The sequence below is a fragment of the Enterovibrio qingdaonensis genome, from assembly GCF_028683135.1.
Taxonomy (GTDB): Bacteria; Pseudomonadota; Gammaproteobacteria; order Enterobacterales; family Vibrionaceae; genus Enterovibrio; species Enterovibrio qingdaonensis.
Map to the genome: position 1 here is coordinate 56,924 of NZ_JAJUBB010000024.1, position 17,997 is coordinate 74,920.

The window sequence follows — 17,997 nt, forward strand, 5'->3', positions numbered from 1 at the left end:
TGCTTGGCACGCATCTTGTTCTGTTCCTCCCACCAGCAAAGAATGAGGAGTGACAGTGACTGGATTGACGGTAGGGATCATTGCCAATCCCATTTCAGCCCGAGATATTCGCAGGGTGATTGCCAAAGGTGCCAACCTTCAACTCACGGATCGGGCCAACATGGTGCTTCGTATTCTTGCGGGGCTTGCGCAGGGGGGTGTTGAACATGTGGTAATGATGCCAGAACGTGCAGGCCTTCGAACGCACATCGCACGCGGATTACATCAGGCTTCGCTGGATAGCTTTAACATGCCCAGCGTCAGTTGGCTCGACATGTCTGTAACCTCCACCGCGCAAGATACACTCGAAGCCAGCCGCGCCATGAAGGCGTTAGGTGTTGCCGCAATTGTTGTGCTTGGCGGCGATGGCACCCACCGGTTGGTCGTCAAAGCCTGCGGCAACATTCCAATTTCAGGAGTGTCCAGTGGTACCAACAATGCCTTTCCACCACTGACAGAACCCACCATTACGGGCATCGCCACAGGCCTTGCCGTTTCTGGAAAAATTCCTCCTTCACAGGCATTCGAAGCAAATAAATTGCTGGAAGTGAGAGTGAATGACACTCCTGACATCGCGCTTGTCGATGTCGCTGTCGTTCAGGAACGTTTTATCGGTGCCCGAGCAGTCTGGCGTCCAGAGAGCCTTCGCGAACTGTTTGTCACTTTTGCTGATCCAACACTCATCGGGCTTTCTTCCATTGCAGGGTTAATTCAGCCCATCACGCGAAAAGCCCCTGTGGGCATGCATCTGACCTTCACCAATCCACCATATGCCCTGTTTTCAGTGAATGCCCCACTCGCCCCGGGACTGATGACCCCTGTTCATATCGAGCGCAGTCAGCTTTTTGAATCAGATTTACTTATTACACCAGTAAGCCAACAGGGCTCTTTCGCCCTCGATGGCGAGCGGGAACTGCCATTTGGCCCAAACGACAAGGTTTCGGTCACCCTCAAACATGACGCTTTCAATACGGTCGATATACCGCGCTGCATGGCCTACGCCGCCGAGCACGGTCTGCTTCGCCTTCCATCGACACACACAACGACAACATCAAGGAGAAACTCATGAGTGACAATCCATTTCCACTCTCTCGTGAACAGTTGCTGGACGCATATCGGATGATGAAAACCATCCGTGATTTCGAAGAGCGCCTTCACGTCGACTTTTCCCGCGGCGATATCCCAGGCTTCGTTCATCTCTATGCCGGTGAAGAAGCCACGGCTGTGGGCATCATGATGCACCTGAACGACAACGACCGTATCGCGTCCACCCACCGCGGACACGGTCACTGCATCGCCAAAGGCGTGGACGTGCATGGCATGATGGCGGAAATCTATGGCAAAGAAACCGGCTCCTGTCGAGGCAAAGGTGGCTCAATGCACATTGCCGATTTGTCCAAAGGCATGATGGGTGCCAACGGTATCCTAGGGGCTGGCTCCCCACTGGTGTGTGGCGCAGCCCTTGCGGCCAAACATCTTGGCCATGGCGGTGTGGGCATCAGCTTTACCGGTGATGGCGCATCGAACCAAGGAACCTTTCTTGAAAGCCTGAACCTTGCTGCCGTCTGGCAACTCCCCACCATCTTTGTGATTGAAAACAACGGCTATGCCGAGTCAACCTCCGTCGATTGGGCGGTGGCCTGTGACTCCTATGTCGACCGCGCAACAGGGTTTGGTCTACCGGGCGTCACCGTCGATGGCACCGACTTCTTTGCGGTATATGAAGCGGCAGGCGAAGTCATCAAACGCGCCAGAAACGGCGGTGGCCCTTCGATGCTGGAGTGCAAAATGGTGCGCTTCTTTGGTCACTTTGAAGGGGATGCCCAGACCTATCGCGCTGACGGCGAAGTGGAAGATATCCGCACCAACCGCTGCTGCCTGAAACTCTTCCGTCAACGAGTGGAAGAAACTGGCCTTATCAATGCAGATGAATTCAATGCCATTGATGGTGAAGTGTCGGCACTTATCGAAGATGCCGTTCGCGCTGCGATTGATGCACCACAACCACCAGCCAATGCCCTGCTGACCGACGTTTACGTCAGCTATTCAGAATAACAAGGAGAGTGATGATGGCCAGAACACTATCAATCAAGGATGCGATTAACGAAGCAATCGATCAGGAAATGTCCCGCGATCCCAACGTCATTATGATGGGCGAAGACATTGTCGGTGGTACCGGTGCGCCGGGTGAAGACGATGCATGGGGTGGCGTACTAGGGGTAACAAAGGGGCTGTATGCTAAACACCCCAACCAAATGATGGACACACCACTGTCAGAAAGTGCCTATGTGGGTGCCGCCATAGGTGCCGCTACTTGCGGGCTTCGCCCAATTGCCGAGTTAATGTTTATCGACTTTATTGGCGTCTGTTTCGATCAGGTTTTCAATCAAGCCGCCAAGTTCCGTTATATGTTTGGTGGGAAGGCTGAAACACCCGTGGTGATCCGTGCAATGTGCGGCGCAGGTTTCAGGGCAGCCGCGCAACATAGCCAAATGCTCACCCCTCTATTCACCCACATTCCGGGGTTGAAGGTTGTGTGTCCGTCGAATGCCTATGATGCCAAGGGGCTGCTTATCCAGTCTATCCGTGACAATGACCCTGTTATCTTCTTGGAGCATAAAAATCTCTATGCCACCGAGTCAGACGTACCAGAGGCACCTTATTCCATTCCTTTTGGCGAAGCGAATGTGCTGCGTGAAGGTAAAGACGTCACTCTGGTGTCTTATGGCCTGACCGTAACACGTGCAATGGAAGCGGCTGAACAACTGGAGAAACAAGGCGTGCAATGTGAGGTGATTGACCTCCGCACCCTCTCCCCGCTGGATATTGATACGGTCGTGGAAAGCGTGGAAGAAACCGGACGCTTGGTGTGTATCGACGAAGCCAGCCCACGCTGCTCAATCGCTGCGGATGTGTCCGCACAGGTGGCAGAACTTGCCTTCGCGTCTTTGAAAGCACCGATTGCCATGGTCACCCCGCCTCATACGCCAGTACCTTTCTCCCCATTTCTGGAGGATATCTATGTGCCGACGGTTGAAGACATTGTGAATGCAGTCAACCGAACGGTGGGAGTAAATGCATGAGTGAGAAAATCATACCTGTGGTGATGCCCAAATGGGGGCTTTCCATGAAAGAAGGCACCCTCACCGAGTGGCATGTTGACGAAGGGGATACCATTGAAGTGGGTCAGGTGATCATGGATGTGGAAACCGACAAAATTGCCAGCGAGGTGGAAGCGCCGGATGCCGGACTGTTAAGACGCAAGGTCGCTCAGGAAGGTGACGTCTATTCGGTTCAGGCACTACTCGGTGTACTTGCACCACCAGAGGTGACAGACGAAGAAATCGATGCTTATGTCGCCGCATTTGTTCAGCCCTCCTCCGAAGAAGGAGACGAGGAAGAAGCGGCCTCAGCCTATGCTTTTATCGACACCGATGCAGGACGCATTCGCTACAGTCATATGAATGCCGAAGCCCCAGGAACACCTTATGTGCTGATACATGGTTTTGGCGGTGACTTGGACAACTGGCTGTTTAACCTAGATGCCCTTGCTGAAAACGCACCTGTATTGGCCCTTGATCTTCCATGTCATGGGCAGTCGGAGATCTCAGAAAATATTCGCTTTACCGATCTCATCAATACTGTCGTGACTGTGATGGATAAGCTAGATATTGGGAAAGCCCATTTGGTCGGTCATTCGATGGGCGGGCTTATCAGTGGTGAACTGGCAAAGCTTCATCCCGACAAGGTCGCTTCGCTGACCTTGATTGGCAGTGCCGGTCTTGGTCAAGACATCAACAGCGACTATATCCGGGGGTTTGTTGACTCAGAAAGCCGTAAAAATCTGAAACCTGTATTGCAGCTGCTTTTTGCAGACAGCAGCTTGGTTACGCGTAATCTGGTCGATGACGTGCTCAAATATAAACGGCTCGATGGCGTGAAGACCTCACTGAACGCGCTGGCCAACCAGCTTTTTGTCGATGGCACCCAACACATTGCGCTGGATTTAGATTCCAGTCCCTCACCACTGGTGATTTGGGGTGAAGTAGATGCAGTCATCCCTGCCTCGCACGCCACGAACATCAGGAACGCGGAGATACATGTCCTAGCAGAAGCTGGGCATATGGTTCAAATGGAGCAAGCTAATAACGTGAATACCCTGATTCTGGCCCACACGCGCTAACGTAAAGGGATGCTTTGGCATCCCTATCTTTTGATGGTGACAGCATCAATGAGGCGTTTGGCGATGGTACCTTCTGGAGCCACCAGCGGTAAGTCATTGACATCAAACCAGCGCGCATCCGTCAATTCCTCATAGTCGGGACTTAACTCCCCACCCGCATAATCAGCGATAAACCCCATCATAAGATTGGATGGGAAGGCCCAAGGCTGGCTGTCAAAGTAACGGATGTTTGTCACGTCTACCCCCGTTTCTTCTTTTACTTCACGCGCAACACACGCTTCCAACGTTTCACCCGCTTCGACGAAACCGGCCAGCACTGTGAACATCCCGTTCTTATGACGCGGATGCTGCGCAAGAAGAATTTGCTCATCCCGCTTTACTGCCACAATGATGCACGGCGATATACGTGGATAGGAAACGGTATTGCATGACCCACAAATCATCGCAGAGTGGTCAGCATCAAAGGCGTTTTTGCCGCCGCAATAACTGCAAAAACCTTGAGTTCTCTGCATATGGTCGAGCTGTACTGCCTTGCCAGCAAGGTTGAACAACGCAGGAGGTAGTGCCAGCAACGCTCGCAAACTCTCAAACTGACTCGAATCACATGTTTCACTGAAATTGGTGTAATACACAACTTTCCCGTCATAGTGGCCAATGACATAGTGTGTTGGGAAAGTTTTATCCAATTGATATTTAGAGATTATCGGTAAGCTGTGATCCGGCAGCCACATCTTGCCATGGCTTACGCAACATAAGTACACAAGATCATTTCGATCAGACATAACGCAGTTTCGATCCTTGATAACCGCTGCAATTTGCGGCAATCTAAATTTAGTAACCTGATGTTAGACAATTGATGGCCTGATTGATATGGCCAATATCCTATAAAAAGCGCTCAGGTGCGCTGATCATGAGGACGTGGTCATGCTTAACAAACTCGAAAAAGCACAACAGCAGTGGGGTGGCTACAGCGAAGTCATCGACTACTGGTTAACTCTTAGACAAGAATTACTCGTCGAGTACTCCAAAGTGGCTGGTCTGTCTGGTAGCAACAAAAACTGCCTTCCTACAGAACAAGCTCTAAACCGCTTCTGTGAGTCTCTTGTCGACTATATTTCAGCTGGCCATTTTAAGATTTATGACATGGTCATGGCGCGTTGGAAATCGACCGGATTTTCAAGCAATTCTGAAATCGACGCCTTGTATGCACGTATCGTTGAAACGACTGAGCCTTTACTGACGTTTAATGATAAGTACAGTGACTTTACGCTAAACGAAGACAATTTTACTGGCTTCGATAATGACATATCTCGCGTCGGTGAGATCATGGAATTACGTTTCGAGCAGGAAGACATGCTCATTCAGCTCATCGCTGACAGTCTAGCAATTCCGCCAGGAGCTTAAACTTTTCTTCAAATTATCCGGTTGGTGTTTTGTATCAGCCGGCTTCTTCGACGCCGCTATCCCGCTATCCCGCTATCCCGCTATCCCGCTATCCCGCTATCCAAAATGTACGTACTACTATCTCGTAGGCAATAAAAAAGGCACCCCGAGGGGTGCCTTTTTTCATTCAGTCTTGAGGCGACAAATTAATTATCGTCGCTCAGGCCTGCATTTAGCAGCGCAGCCAGATCATGTGATGCCTGTTCAGCATCAATCTGTGGAGTAGCTGGCTCTTCTACCACATTACGACGCGCTTGACGTGCTTTGTGGTAAGCAAAACCTGTACCCGCAGGGATCAGACGACCAACGATAACGTTCTCTTTCAGACCACGTAGCTCATCACGCTTACCAGATACTGCCGCTTCGGTCAGTACGCGGGTCGTTTCTTGGAACGACGCAGCAGAGATGAACGACTCAGTTGCCAGAGACGCTTTGGTGATACCCAGCAGATCGCGCTCGTATCCAGCAGCTTGCTTGCCTTCGGCTTCAAGCTGACGGTTAGCGATGGTTACGCGAGAGTATTCTACCTGCTCGCCTTCTAGGAACTCAGAGTCGCCTGAAGACGTGATAGTTACTTTGCGTAGCATCTGACGAACGATAGTTTCGATGTGCTTATCGTTAATCTTAACGCCTTGCAGACGGTAAACGTCTTGTACTTCGTTAGTGATGTACTCAGTTACCGCACGCACGCCACGTAGACGTAGGATGTCATGTGGAGATTCTGGGCCGTCAGCAATAACGTCACCCTTCTCAACTTTCTCACCTTCGAATACGTTCAGCTGACGCCACTTAGGAATCATTTCCTCGTATGGCTGGCCGTCAGTTGGCGTGATGATCAGACGACGTTTACCTTTGGTTTCTTTACCGAAGGAAACAGCACCCGTGATCTCAGCCAGAATTGCAGGCTCTTTAGGCTTACGTGCTTCGAACAGGTCTGCTACGCGTGGCAGACCACCGGTGATATCTTTCGTACCGCCAGATTCCTGAGGAATACGAGAAAGCGTGTCACCCACACCAACGTTTGCACCATCTTCCAACTGGATAATAGCTTTACCCGGCAGGAAGTATTGTGCTGGCATGTCAGTACCAGGGATCATCACAGCGTTACCAGATGCATCAAGCAGCTTAACGGTAGGACGCATGTCTTTACCCGCAGAAGTACGCTCAGCCGCATCCAGAACAACCATTGAAGACAGACCGGTCAGTTCATCAGTTTGACGCTGAACAGTTACACCGTCCACCATGTCTGCGAACTCAATACGACCTTCTACTTCAGTGATGATCGGCATTGTGTGCGGATCCCAGTTAGCCACGATATCGCCAGCTTTAACTAGGTCGCCATCCAATTTGCTCAAGATACAACCGTAAGGTAGCTTGTAGCTTTCCTTCGTACGGCCGAACTCATCAACGATAGTCAGCTCAGATGCACGCGAGGTGATAACCAGCTTGCCTGCATTGTTGATAACGAACTTCGCGTTATGCAAGTGCAGAGAACCGTTGTTCTTCACTTGGATGCTGCTTTCTGCTGCCGCACGTGATGCCGCACCACCGATGTGGAACGTACGCATCGTCAGCTGTGTACCCGGCTCACCGATTGACTGAGCTGCGATAACACCCACTGATTCACCGTGGTTAACAATGTGACCACGTGCTAGGTCGCGACCGTAACAGTTTGCACAACAACCGAAGTCAGTTTCACAGCTTACAACAGAGCGCACTTTGATCTGGTCAACAGAGTTCTGCTCCAGAATGTCACACCACTTCTCATCAAGAAGGGTGTTACGCGGCGCAAGCACTTCTTCAGTACCTGGCTTGAGAACATCTTCTGCAACCACACGGCCCAGAACACGCTCACGCAGTGCTTCTTTAACGTCGCCGCCTTCGATAACTGCCATCATGTTGATACCTTCTGAGGTACCACAGTCAGTTTCGGTAACAACCACGTCTTGTGCTACGTCTACCAGACGACGAGTCAGGTAACCGGAGTTCGCTGTCTTCAGTGCCGTATCCGCCAGACCCTTACGAGCACCGTGCGTCGAGATGAAGTACTGGAGTACGTTCAGACCTTCACGGAAGTTCGCGGTGATTGGCGTTTCGATGATAGAACCATCTGGTTTCGCCATCAGACCACGCATACCCGCCAACTGACGAATCTGAGCAGCCGAACCACGAGCACCTGAGTCGGCCATCATGTATACGCTGTTGAAAGACTTCTGTTCTTCTTCTTCGCCGTCACGGTTAATAACGGTATCGAAAGACAAGTTATCCATCATCGCTTTTGCTACTTGTTCGTTAGCAGCTGCCCAGATATCGATAACTTTGTTGTAACGTTCGCCCGCGGTAACCAGACCAGACTGGAACTGTTCCTGGATTTCAGCAACTTCAGCTTCTGCTGCTTCGATCAGGTCGTATTTCGCCTGTGGGATCACCATATCGTCGATACCAACAGATACACCAGACAGTGCCGCGTATGCGAAACCGGTGTACATGATTTGGTCAGCGAAAATTACAGTGTCTTTCAGACCCAGTTTACGGTAACAGGTGTTCAGCAATGCAGAGATCTGCTTCTTGCCAAGAGCTTGGTTAACAATGCTGTACGGCAGGCCTTCAGGCACGATTTGCCACAACATTGCACGACCAACTGTGGTGTCAACCAGACCAATGTTTTCTTGGCGGTTACCCAGCTCGTCAACCAATACTTCGCGAACACGAACTTTTACGCGTGCGTGTAGTTCTGCGCTGCCAGTACGGTATGCTTTTTCAGCTTCCGCAGGACCAGACAGGTACAGGCCTTCACCCTTCGCATTAATCTTTTCACGGGTCATGTAGTACAGACCCAATACAACGTCCTGAGAAGGTACGATGATAGGATCACCGGACGCAGGAGACAGGATGTTGTTGGTCGACATCATCAGAGCACGTGCTTCAAGCTGTGCTTCCAGTGTCAGAGGTACGTGAACAGCCATCTGGTCACCATCGAAGTCGGCGTTGTATGCCGCACAAACGAGTGGGTGCAGTTGGATTGCTTTACCTTCGATCAACACTGGTTCAAACGCCTGAATACCCAGACGGTGAAGTGTCGGTGCACGGTTCAGCAGTACTGGGTGTTCACGGATAACTTCATCCAGAATATCCCAAACTACCGCTTCTTCGCGCTCTACCATTTTCTTCGCAGCTTTAATGGTAGTCGCAAGACCACGCGCTTCTAGCTTGCCGTAGATAAATGGTTTGAACAGCTCAAGTGCCATCTTCTTAGGAAGACCACACTGGTGCAGACGCAGGTATGGACCAACGGTGATAACCGAACGGCCAGAGTAGTCTACACGCTTACCAAGCAGGTTCTGACGGAAACGACCTTGCTTACCTTTGATCATGTCAGCCAGAGACTTCAGAGGACGCTTGTTCGAGCCAGTAATAGCGCGACCACGGCGACCGTTGTCCAGCAGGGCGTCAACTGATTCTTGCAGCATACGTTTTTCGTTACGTACGATGATGTCAGGTGCAGCCAGATCCAGCAGGCGTTTCAGACGGTTGTTACGGTTGATTACACGACGGTACAGATCGTTCAGATCTGATGTCGCGAAACGACCGCCATCCAGTGGTACCAGCGGACGTAGATCCGGTGGAAGAACTGGAAGAACAGTCAGGATCATCCACTCAGGGTTGTTTCCAGACTGCAGGAATGCTTCAACAAGCTTCAAGCGCTTGGTGAGTTTCTTACGCTTGGTTTCAGAGTTGGTTTCTTCCAGCTCTTCACGCATAAGTTCAGTTTCAGCTTTCAGGTCCATGTTGCCCAGCAAAGCTTTAACTGCTTCGGCACCCATACGAGCGTCGAATTCATCACCCCATTGCTCCAGCGCGTCAAGATACTGCTCTTCAGACAGCATTTGGCTACGCTCAAGATCGGTCATGCCTGGCTCGATCACAACATATGATTCGAAGTACAGAACACGCTCGATGTCACGCAGAGGCATGTCCATCAGCAAACCGATACGGCTAGGCAGTGATTTCAGGAACCAGATGTGGGCAACAGGTGAAGCCAACTCGATGTGACCCATACGCTCACGACGTACTTTGGTCTGAGTAACTTCAACACCACATTTTTCACAGATCACGCCACGGTGCTTCAGGCGCTTGTATTTACCACAAAGACATTCGTAGTCTTTTACCGGGCCAAAGATACGTGCACAGAACAGACCGTCACGCTCAGGCTTAAAGGTACGGTAGTTAATGGTTTCTGGCTTTTTAACTTCACCAAATGACCATGAACGAATCATGTCAGGTGAAGCTAGACCGATTTTGATTGCATCAAATTCTTCGGTCTTATGCTGTGCTTTCAGAAACTTAAGTAAGTCTTTCACATTCGGCTCCTGTGAGGAGTTGACCCATAAAAGCGCAGGCTACCTGCGCCTTCATATTGATACCGGAACTTCCCTTCGCGGCTTGCGCGAAGGGAGTCACGATTAAGCGTTGGCTTATTCGTCTTCCAGCTCGATGTTGATACCCAACGAGCGGATTTCTTTCAGCAATACGTTGAAAGATTCCGGCATACCCGGTTCCATGCGGTGATCGCCGTCGACGATGTTCTTATACATCTTCGTACGACCGTTCACGTCATCCGACTTAACAGTCAGCATTTCCTGTAGGGTGTATGCTGCGCCATATGCTTCTAGCGCCCACACTTCCATCTCACCGAAACGCTGACCACCGAACTGAGCCTTACCACCCAGCGGCTGCTGAGTAACTAGGCTGTAAGAACCGGTTGAACGGGCGTGCATCTTGTCATCAACCAAGTGGTTCAGTTTCAGCATGTACATGTAACCAACAGTTACAGGACGCTCAAACTTGTCACCGGTACGGCCATCGAACAGGTTCAACTGACCAGACTCTGGCAGATCACCCAGTTTCAATAGCTCTTTGATCGCAGGCTCTGGGGCACCGTCGAACACTGGCGTTGCGATTGGAAGACCGCCACGCAGGTTTTCGATCAGTGTGCGAACTTCTTCGTCGCTCAGAGTGCTGATATCGATCTTCTGACGCGTTTCACCCAGGTCGTAAACCTTCTGCAGGAACTCACGGAATTTCGCCAGTTCTTGCTGCTCTTTGAGCATCTTGTTGATCTTGTTACCGATACCTTTTGCCGCAAGGCCAAGGTGGGTTTCAAGGATCTGACCGATGTTCATACGAGACGGTACACCCAATGGGTTCAGTACGATATCTACTGGCTCACCGGTTTCATCGTACGGCATGTCTTCAACAGGGTTAATCTTAGAGATAACACCCTTGTTACCGTGACGACCTGCCATCTTATCACCAGGTTGGATACGACGCTTAACAGCCAGGTATACCTTAACAATCTTAAGGACGCCCGGTGCCAGATCGTCACCTTGGGTGATCTTACGGCGTTTGGTGTCAAACTTCTTATCGAAGTCAGCTTTCAGTTCGTCATACTGCTCAGCCAGTTGTTCCAGCTGAGTTTGCAGTGCTTCGTCGTCAAGAGTCTGAGACAGCATGCTCTGACGATCCATGTTCGCCAGTTTCTCTTGGCTGTAACCAGCATTTGCTAGTACGCCACGAACACGTGCTACCAGACCACCTTCCAGAATAGAGAACTCTTCTGTCAGGTCTTTCTTGGCTTCTTTCAGCTGCATTTCTTCGATTTCAAGCGCACGCTTGTCTTTCTCTACACCGTCACGGGTAAATACTTGTACGTCAATGACCGTACCAGATACGCCGTTAGGAACACGTAGAGAAGAGTCTTTAACGTCAGACGCTTTCTCACCAAAGATTGCACGTAGCAGTTTTTCTTCTGGCGTCAGTTGGGTCTCGCCTTTAGGCGTTACTTTACCTACCAGAATGTCGCCACCTTTCACTTCCGCACCGATGTATACAACACCAGATTCGTCAAGCTTAGACAGCGCAGCTTCACCCACGTTAGGGATGTCAGCAGTGATTTCTTCGCTACCCAGTTTAGTATCACGCGCCACACAAGACAGTTCTTGGATGTGGATGGTAGTCAGGCGGTCTTCCTGTACTACACGCTCAGATACAAGGATGGAGTCCTCGAAGTTGTAACCGTTCCAAGGCATGAACGCGATACGCATGTTCTGGCCAAGTGCCAGCTCACCTAGGTCAGTTGAAGGACCGTCAGCCAGTACATCGCCGCGCAGCACAGGTTCACCTGGCATTACACATGGACGCTGGTTGATACAGGTGTTCTGGTTAGAACGGGTGTACTTCGTCAGGTTGTAGATGTCGATACCAGCTTCGCCAGGTACCAGCTCATCTTCATTAACCTTAATAACGATACGAGATGCATCGACTGACTGAACCATACCGCCGCGTTTCGCAACAGCAGTTACACCCGAGTCAACCGCTACTGCACGTTCAATACCTGTACCTACCAGCGGCTTATCAGCGCGCAGAGTTGGAACGGCCTGACGTTGCATGTTCGCACCCATAAGTGCACGGTTAGCATCATCGTGCTCTAGGAATGGGATCAGTGATGCTGCCACCGATACAACCTGGTTGGTTGCAACGTCCATGTACTGAACATGGTCACGTGGGTGCAGACCTGATTCACCTTTCTGACGAGCAGTGATCAATTCATCTGTGAAAGAACCGTCTTCGTTCAGCGCGGCGTTAGCCTGCGCGATAACGAATTGACCTTCTTCGATCGCAGATAGGTAGTCGATATCATCGCTCACTTTACCGTCAACAACTTTGCGGTAAGGTGTTTCCAGGAAGCCGTACGGGTTGGTACGCGCAAACGCTGAAAGCGAGTTGATCAGACCGATGTTTGGACCTTCAGGTGTTTCGATAGGACATAGGCGACCGTAGTGGGTTGCGTGTACGTCTCGAACTTCAAAGCCTGCGCGTTCACGCGTCAGACCACCTGGACCCAAAGCAGAAATACGACGCTTATGCGTAACTTCTGACAACGGGTTGTTCTGATCCATAAACTGAGACAGCTGAGAAGAGCCAAAGAACTCTTTCACTGCCGCAGAAATAGGCTTAGCGTTGATCAAATCCTGTGGCATCACGTTGTCGAGATCGCCAAGGCTCAGACGCTCTTTAACCGCACGTTCAACACGTACCAGACCTACACGGAACTGGTTCTCAGCCATTTCACCAACAGAACGAATACGACGGTTGCCCAGGTGGTCAATATCATCCACCTCACCGATACCGTTACGGATATCGATTAGCTTACGCATTACTTCGATGATGTCTTCATGGCTCAGTACGCCTTCACCGGTCATCTCTTCACGGTTTAGCGAGCTGTTGAACTTCATGCGACCTACCGCAGACAGATCGTAACGATCTTCTGAGAAGAACAGGCTTTCGAACAGTTGTTCTGCTGCTTCGCGCGTTGGTGGCTCACCAGGGCGCATCATGCGGTAGATTTCTACCAACGCAGTCAGACGGTCAGTCGTGCTGTCGATACGCAGGGTATCAGACATGTACGGGCCGTTATCCAAGTCGTTGGTGAACAGGGTTTCGATCTTCTTGTGGCCAGCCTGAGACAGTAGCGCCAGAGATTCCAGGCTCAGCTCTTGGTTAGCACCAGCGATGATCTCACCGGTTTCCTCGTTGATGTAATCGCGTGCAGCAACTTTGCCAACGATGTATTCAACAGGGACTTCAATTTGTGCAACGTCGTCTTTTTCAAGCTGACGAATGTGGCGCGCAGTGATGCGACGGCCTTTTTCGATGTATACCTTACCGTTCGCTTCGATATCAAAGCTTGCGGTTTCGCCACGTAGACGATCTGGTACCAGCTCCATAACCAGAGACTTGCCTTGTACTTCGAAAACAATTTTCGAGAAGAACAGGTCTAGGATTTGCTCGGTAGTGTACTCAAGTGCACGCAGAATGATCGATGCAGGCAGCTTACGACGACGGTCAATACGTACGTACAGCAGATCCTTAGGATCGAATTCAAAGTCCAACCATGAACCACGGTATGGAATGATGCGCGCGTTATACAGCACTTTACCTGAGGAATGGGTTTTACCCTTATCGCTGTCGAAGAAGACGCCCGGGCTACGATGCAGCTGGGATACGATAACCCTCTCAGTACCGTTAATAACAAAGGTACCATTGTCAGTCATGAGTGGAATTTCACCCATGTAGACTTCTTGCTCTTTGATGTCTTTTACGGTGCCAGCAGGTGCATCTCGATCAAACATCACTAGACGCAGTTTAACGCGCAGTGGTGCTGAATAAGTTACGCCACGGATCTGACATTCTTTAACATCGAAAACTGGCTCACCGAGACGATAGCTAACGTATTGCAACTCGGAGTTGCCGTTGTAGCTCTGAATCGGAAAGACAGAGCGAAAAGCAGCTTCAAGTCCGTATTGCCCTTCTGGATCCTGTTCGATGAATTTCTCGAAGGAATCAAGCTGGATAGACAGCAAGTATGGCACGTCCAGAACTTGAGGACGCTTACCAAAATCCTTACGGATACGCTTTTTCTCGGTATAAGAGTAAACCATAGGGTTCCTCAGCTCGCTGATAAGTGACCCAAACTGTCCAGACTGATGGGACAGTAACTATAAACCGCCGTTTACTGTAGGTACATCAAAGGGTTAGTTCTGATGTTTTTTGCATGGAGAGTAGTGACTAAACGGGGTGCAAAATTCACTACTGCCCTACAGCGCAAAAAGGCCGGTGGCTAAAAAGCCACCAGCCAGTAGCCCTTTCAGGCTAGGAAGCTAAGCAATAATTACTTAACTTCAACAGAAGCACCAGCTTCTTCCAGATCTTTCTTCAGAGCTTCTGCTTCTTCTTTAGAAACAGCTTCTTTCAGAGGTGCTGGAGCGCCGTCAACAACTGCTTTCGCTTCTTTCAGGCCTAGACCAGTTGCGCCGCGAACTGCTTTGATAACAGCTACTTTGTTAGGACCAGCAGCAGTCAGAATTACGTCGAATTCAGTTTGCTCTTCAGCAGCTTCAGCAGCAACGCCGCCAGCTACAACTGCAGCAGCTGCAGTTACGCCGAACTTCTCTTCCATAGCTTCGATCAGTTCAACAACTTGCATTACAGACATTTCTGCAACTGCGTCTAGGATTTGCTCGTTAGTGATAGACATAACAATTCTCTTTAAAGTCAACAATTAGTTTAATTTGCAACCAGTAAAAAGCAATGCGAATTACGCAGCTTCTTTCTGATCGCGGATAGCCGCGATAGTGCGAACCAGCTTGCCAGCAGACGCTTCTTTCATGCACATCATCAGACGTGCGATAGCTTCGTCGTAAGTTGGCAGCGTTGCTAGTACGTCAGCGTCAGTGATTGAGCCTTCGAATGCAGCAGCTTTGATCTCGAAATTTTTGTTCTCTTTAGCGAAGTCTTTGAAAAGACGCGCTGCAGCACCTGGGTGCTCATTAGAGAACGCAATCAGTGTAGGACCAACAAAAATGTCTTTCAGACATTCGTAGTCAGTACCGTCTACTGCGCGACGAGCCAGTGTGTTACGAACGACTTTCATGTAAACGCCCGCTTCACGCGCTTGTTTACGTAGATTAGTCATCGCGCCAACTGTAACGCCACGAGAATCAGCTACAACTGCAGACAGGGCACCACTGGCAGCTTCGTTGACTTCAGCAACAATTGCTTTTTTGTCTTGAAGATTTAATGCCATTTGGATTTGCTCCTGGATTATATTTACACCACTCGCTGCTTCACAGCAGGAGAGTAATTACGGCGCAGATCCAAGAAAGAATATATCTATCATGTTCCTGGCACCGTCTACGTAGGTATCTATTAAGTTTCTATGAAAATCACGAAACGCCTACGGTCTTGGACGAAGTTCGGCAAGCCGAACTTAGCCATAAATTTGAAGCGACGAATTGTACAGCAACTCGCCGCCTCAATCAATTAGTTTGCTTGTGCATCCAGAGTATTCTGGTCAACAGCAACACCTGCACCCATAGTGGTAGAGATAGTTACTTTCTTAACGAAAGTACCTTTCGCTGAAGAAGGCTTAGCTTTCTTCAGAGCTACCAGCAGAGCTTCCAAGTTACCTTTCAGCTTGTCAGCGTCAAAGTCAACTTTACCGATGGTGGTGTGGATGATACCGTTCTTGTCGTTACGGTAACGAACCTGGCCTGCTTTTGCGTTTTGAACCGCTTCAGCAACGTTAGGAGTTACAGTACCAACTTTCGGGTTTGGCATCAGACCGCGAGGACCCAGGATAGTACCCAGTTGACCTACAACGCGCATTGCATCTGGAGATGCGATAACTACGTCGAAGTTCATCTCGCCTTTCTTAACTTGCTCAGCCAGATCTTCCATACCAACGATGTCAGCACCAGCAGCTTTAGCAGCTTCAGCGTTCGCACCTTGAGTGAATACCGCTACGCGGATGTCACGGCCAGTACCGTGTGGCAGTACAGTTGCGCCACGAACGTTTTGGTCTGATTTACGTGCATCGATGCCCAGGTTTACAGCAACGTCTACACTTTCAACGAATTTAGCAGTAGCCAATTCTTTCAGCAGAGCAACAGCTTCGTTGATGTCATACTCACGAGTTACATCAACTTTCTCGCGGATTACGCGCATGCGCTTAGTCAGTTTTGCCATTGTCTTAACCCTCTACTACCAGACCCATTGAACGAGCGGTACCAGCGATTGAGCGTTTCATCGCTTCAATGTCTGCACCAGTCATGTCTTTCGCTTTAGTTTCCGCGATTTCCTGGATCTGAGCGTCGGTAACAGTACCAACTTTCTCAGTGTTAGGACGGCCTGAACCAGACTTGATGCCAGCTGCTTTCTTCAGCAGAACTGCTGCAGGTGGAGTCTTAAGTTCGAACGTGAAAGAACGGTCGCTGTATACAGAGATAACTACTGGAGTTGGCAGGCCTTTCTCAAGAGATTCTGTACGTGCGTTGAACGCTTTACAGAATTCCATGATGTTAACGCCGTGCTGACCCAGTGCTGGACCAACCGGTGGACTTGGGTTAGCCATACCAGCTGCAACTTGCAGCTTGATGTAAGCTTCTACTTTTTTAGCCATTACTAAATACCTAAATTTGGGTTCAAACGTCTGTTTTATGAAAACAGACTCCCCGTTTAACAAAAGGGCGCGAAATTGTATTCAAATTTCGCGCCCCTCGCAATACTTTCCGAGCAAAAAACGATCAGCTTTTTTCTACTTGGCTGAACTCTAGCTCTACTGGAGTAGCTCGTCCGAAAATAGAGACAGAGACTTTCACGCGACTCTTCTCATAATCGACTTCTTCAACTACACCGTTGAAGTCCGCAAATGGGCCTTCAGTAACACGAACAACTTCACCCGCTTCGTACACAGTTTTGTGAACTGGAGATTCGCTCGCTTTTTCCAGACGGTTCAGGATAGCGTCCGCTTCTTTATCAGAAATCGGTGCTGGACGATCTGGCGTTCCGCCAATGAAGCCCATCACACGTGGAACACTGCGAACCAAGTGCCATGATTCATCATTCATGATCATCTGAACCAAAACGTAGCCTGGGAAGAACTTACGTTCACTTTTGCGGCGCTGTCCCGCGCGCATTTCGACAACTTCCTCAGTAGGTACCAGTACCTCACCAAAGTAGTCTTCCATCTCATGCATCTTGATATGTTCTTTCAGAGACTTAGACACTCGGCCTTCAAAGCCAGAGAATGCCTGAACAACATACCAACGTTTTTTCGGAGCTTCGCTCATGTAGTTAACCTCACACGCCAGTGATTAGGCGGACCAGACGGACCATAATACCGTCGATGCCCCACAGGATGAGCGCCATGACGACAGTGACAGCCAGAACGATGAGAGTGGTCTGTAATGTTTCTTGGCGAGTAGGCCAAACAACTTTACGCACTTCCATACGCGATTCACGTGCAAAGGTGATCGCTGCTTTGCCTTTTGCTGTCAGGGCAGCAACACCACCCGCGGCAGCAACAAGTACGACGACCGCAGCAGCTCGGAGCACGACAGACATATCACTGTACAGGCTATTTCCCACTACCGCAGTTGCCACTAAGGCAAAGACCACAACCCATTTTAGGGTGTCCATTGACCCGGTTGGGGCTTCAGCATTCGCTTTCATACATTCTACCTGTAACTAATCTATTTCATAGACGACAACAACCTCGCGTCAGCGAGGTAATAGATAAAGAAAATAATAACGGTTGTCCGTTTACGCGTATTTTCCTATCCCAAAACAGTTATCACTGCACCAATTGGCGAAAAAAAGTCCAATCCCAATATTTGGTGCAGAAAAAGGGCATCAAATGATGCCCTTTTTGCTAGTGTGTCGTCAAATCTTATTCGATGATTTTAGCAACAACACCCGCGCCTACGGTACGA

Annotated in this window: 14 protein-coding genes; 5 read left to right on the forward strand and 9 right to left on the reverse strand. The window is 49.9% G+C overall.

The annotated features are described in order from the left end of the window. Nucleotides 1–55 precede the first annotated feature (55 nt). The 4 genes from LRP49_RS22010 to LRP49_RS22025 are packed head-to-tail and all read left to right on the forward strand — an operon-like array spanning nt 56 to nt 4,222. Nucleotides 56–1,108 carry an ATP-NAD kinase family protein gene (locus tag LRP49_RS22010; RefSeq protein WP_274145042.1) on the forward strand — a complete coding sequence of 351 codons (1,053 nt, stop codon included), beginning with the start codon at nt 56–58 and terminating at the stop codon, nt 1,106–1,108. Beyond that, the gene (locus LRP49_RS22015) at nt 1,105–2,094 is read left to right on the forward strand and encodes a thiamine pyrophosphate-dependent dehydrogenase E1 component subunit alpha (RefSeq protein ID WP_274145044.1); all 990 of its coding nucleotides are present in this window, start codon (nt 1,105–1,107) and stop codon (nt 2,092–2,094) included. The genes LRP49_RS22010 and LRP49_RS22015 overlap by 4 nt, the downstream gene beginning before the upstream one ends. A gap of 14 nt (nt 2,095–2,108) precedes the next feature. Continuing rightward, nucleotides 2,109–3,122: an alpha-ketoacid dehydrogenase subunit beta gene (locus LRP49_RS22020; RefSeq protein WP_274145046.1), complete on the forward strand. Its 1,014-nt coding sequence runs from the start codon at nt 2,109–2,111 to the stop codon at nt 3,120–3,122. Beyond that, on the forward strand, nt 3,119–4,222 hold the full coding sequence (locus LRP49_RS22025; protein WP_274145048.1) for an acetoin dehydrogenase dihydrolipoyllysine-residue acetyltransferase subunit: 1,104 nt from the start codon (nt 3,119–3,121) through the stop codon (nt 4,220–4,222). Before LRP49_RS22020 ends, LRP49_RS22025 begins: the two co-directional genes overlap by 4 nt. 23 nt (nt 4,223–4,245) lie before the next feature. Here LRP49_RS22025 and nudC read toward each other — a convergent pair whose 3' ends face one another. Continuing rightward, nucleotides 4,246–5,004 (reverse strand): NAD(+) diphosphatase, encoded by a 759-nt coding sequence (gene nudC / locus LRP49_RS22030; protein WP_274145049.1) that lies wholly within the window; start codon nt 5,002–5,004, stop codon nt 4,246–4,248. A 142-nt stretch (nt 5,005–5,146) separates the two neighbouring features. Between nudC and rsd the strand changes: the two genes are divergently transcribed. Beyond that, the gene (gene rsd / locus LRP49_RS22035; protein ID WP_274145050.1) at nt 5,147–5,626 is read left to right on the forward strand and encodes a sigma D regulator; all 480 of its coding nucleotides are present in this window, start codon (nt 5,147–5,149) and stop codon (nt 5,624–5,626) included. A 185-nt stretch (nt 5,627–5,811) separates the two neighbouring features. Here rsd and rpoC read toward each other — a convergent pair whose 3' ends face one another. The 8 genes from rpoC to secE form a co-directional block, all read right to left on the reverse strand. After that, complete coding sequence (gene rpoC, locus LRP49_RS22040) at nt 5,812–10,026, reverse strand: DNA-directed RNA polymerase subunit beta' (protein ID WP_274145051.1); 4,215 nt, start codon at nt 10,024–10,026, stop codon at nt 5,812–5,814. Nucleotides 10,027–10,140: 114 nt separating this feature from the next. Then, complete coding sequence (gene rpoB / locus LRP49_RS22045) at nt 10,141–14,166, reverse strand: DNA-directed RNA polymerase subunit beta (protein WP_274145053.1); 4,026 nt, start codon at nt 14,164–14,166, stop codon at nt 10,141–10,143. Nucleotides 14,167–14,396: 230 nt separating this feature from the next. Continuing rightward, entirely contained in the window at nt 14,397–14,762 is a 366-nt protein-coding gene (gene rplL, locus LRP49_RS22050) for a 50S ribosomal protein L7/L12 (protein WP_274145055.1), read from the reverse strand. A gap of 60 nt (nt 14,763–14,822) precedes the next feature. Continuing rightward, complete coding sequence (gene rplJ / locus LRP49_RS22055) at nt 14,823–15,311, reverse strand: 50S ribosomal protein L10 (RefSeq protein ID WP_274145057.1); 489 nt, start codon at nt 15,309–15,311, stop codon at nt 14,823–14,825. 236 nt (nt 15,312–15,547) lie between these two features. Then, the gene (gene rplA, locus LRP49_RS22060; protein WP_274145059.1) at nt 15,548–16,252 is read right to left on the reverse strand and encodes a 50S ribosomal protein L1; all 705 of its coding nucleotides are present in this window, start codon (nt 16,250–16,252) and stop codon (nt 15,548–15,550) included. Nucleotides 16,253–16,256: 4 nt separating this feature from the next. Beyond that, the gene (rplK, locus tag LRP49_RS22065; RefSeq protein WP_274145060.1) at nt 16,257–16,685 is read right to left on the reverse strand and encodes a 50S ribosomal protein L11; all 429 of its coding nucleotides are present in this window, start codon (nt 16,683–16,685) and stop codon (nt 16,257–16,259) included. Between the two features lie 124 nt (nt 16,686–16,809). Continuing rightward, the gene (gene nusG / locus LRP49_RS22070; protein WP_274145062.1) at nt 16,810–17,355 is read right to left on the reverse strand and encodes a transcription termination/antitermination protein NusG; all 546 of its coding nucleotides are present in this window, start codon (nt 17,353–17,355) and stop codon (nt 16,810–16,812) included. 10 nt (nt 17,356–17,365) lie between these two features. Next, entirely contained in the window at nt 17,366–17,737 is a 372-nt protein-coding gene (secE, locus tag LRP49_RS22075) for a preprotein translocase subunit SecE (protein ID WP_078751945.1), read from the reverse strand. Nucleotides 17,738–17,997: the final 260 nt, after the last annotated feature.